Origin of the sequence: Streptomyces sp. NPDC002573 (assembly GCF_042889625.1) — a bacterium.
Classification (GTDB): Bacteria; Actinomycetota; Actinomycetes; order Streptomycetales; family Streptomycetaceae; genus Streptomyces; species Streptomyces gibsoniae.
In genome coordinates this window covers 1-1044 of record NZ_JBIARC010000293.1, presented here as the reverse complement: position 1 = coordinate 1044, position 1044 = coordinate 1, and the positions used below count along the sequence as shown (strand labels likewise).

Here is a 1044-nt window from a genome sequence, read left to right as displayed (position 1 = left end):
CCCATTCCGTCAGGTTCATGCACAAGATCGTACAACACTCATGACATCTAAAAGACACTCATGGACACTTACCCGAGAGCAGGTTCTGACCCCTCCAGGCGCCGGCACGCTCCAGGAAGACGCTCAGGTCATGCAGGCTGTATGCGGTTCCCAGCGTCTGGCTGCCGACCTGGATGCGACGGCCGCCGCCCTCTCCGGGCGGGAACACGATCACGCGATGCTCAGCCATAGCCTCAGCCTCGCCCAACGGCAGGTGAGGCGCATTCGGGGGACGGCTGTCAGTGGCGGCGGTTGCCCCACGGGGGTCGCGTTGTCGTCGTGGGGTCTTGTGGCCGAGCTACACCAGCCGGTGTAGTGTCGCAATCAGCAGTCGTGGTTCCGAAGTCCCGTTCGCCCGTGATCGCATCGCGGGCGTTTTTGCTGTTCAACGCCTCTCCGGACCAGGGCGATCACCTCCGGGACCCGCACGGTGCGGGACCCGATACGAGTCCCCCCTCGAAGGAGACAGGCACATGGCCAAGGGCACTGTGAAGTGGTTCAACGCGGAAAAGGGCTTCGGCTTCATCGAGCAGGAGGGTGGCGGCCCCGACGTCTTCGCCCACTACTCGAACATCGTCGCCCAGGGCTTCCGCGAGCTGCAGGAGGGCCAGAAGGTCGAGTTCGACGTTACGCAGGGCCAGAAGGGCCCGCAGGCGGAGAACATCCGCCCCCTGTAACGCCACACGCAAGAGAGGCCCCAGCTGGTGGGTACATCCCGGCTGGGGCTTCTTCGTTCCCGTCCGCCCCCGGTTGCGCCTGCCGGGGCCTGTCCTTGCCGAAAACCCCATCCGCCCAGGTGGTGAGGCGGTGGGCGGCCTTCGCGGAGCTTCGACGATGGATGCTCACGCCGCGGTTGCGCGGAAGCCGATCAGCACTGCAACGTGATCGTCCGTGCTGCTGCGACTGGCCTACATCGGTGTGAGCAACGCGCTCGCGCTGCTGCGCCTACTGCCGATGAGTGATCGGGACAAGGACATCGAGATCCTGGTGCTGCGGCATCAGATC

2 protein-coding genes are annotated in these 1044 nt (G+C 65.0%); one reads left to right on the top strand and one right to left on the bottom strand.

The features are described 5' to 3' along the window. Window positions 1-58: 58 nt before the first annotated feature. Window positions 59-229, bottom strand: a complete 171-nt coding sequence (locus tag ACFYX0_RS48030) for a hypothetical protein (RefSeq protein WP_388982238.1) — start codon at window positions 227-229, stop codon at window positions 59-61. Window positions 230-512: 283 nt separating this feature from the next. Between ACFYX0_RS48030 and ACFYX0_RS48025 the strand changes: the two genes are divergently transcribed. Further along, the gene (locus tag ACFYX0_RS48025; protein WP_067045496.1) at window positions 513-716 is read left to right on the top strand and encodes a cold-shock protein; all 204 of its coding nucleotides are present in this window, start codon (window positions 513-515) and stop codon (window positions 714-716) included. The last annotated feature ends 328 nt before the right edge of the window (window positions 717-1044 follow it).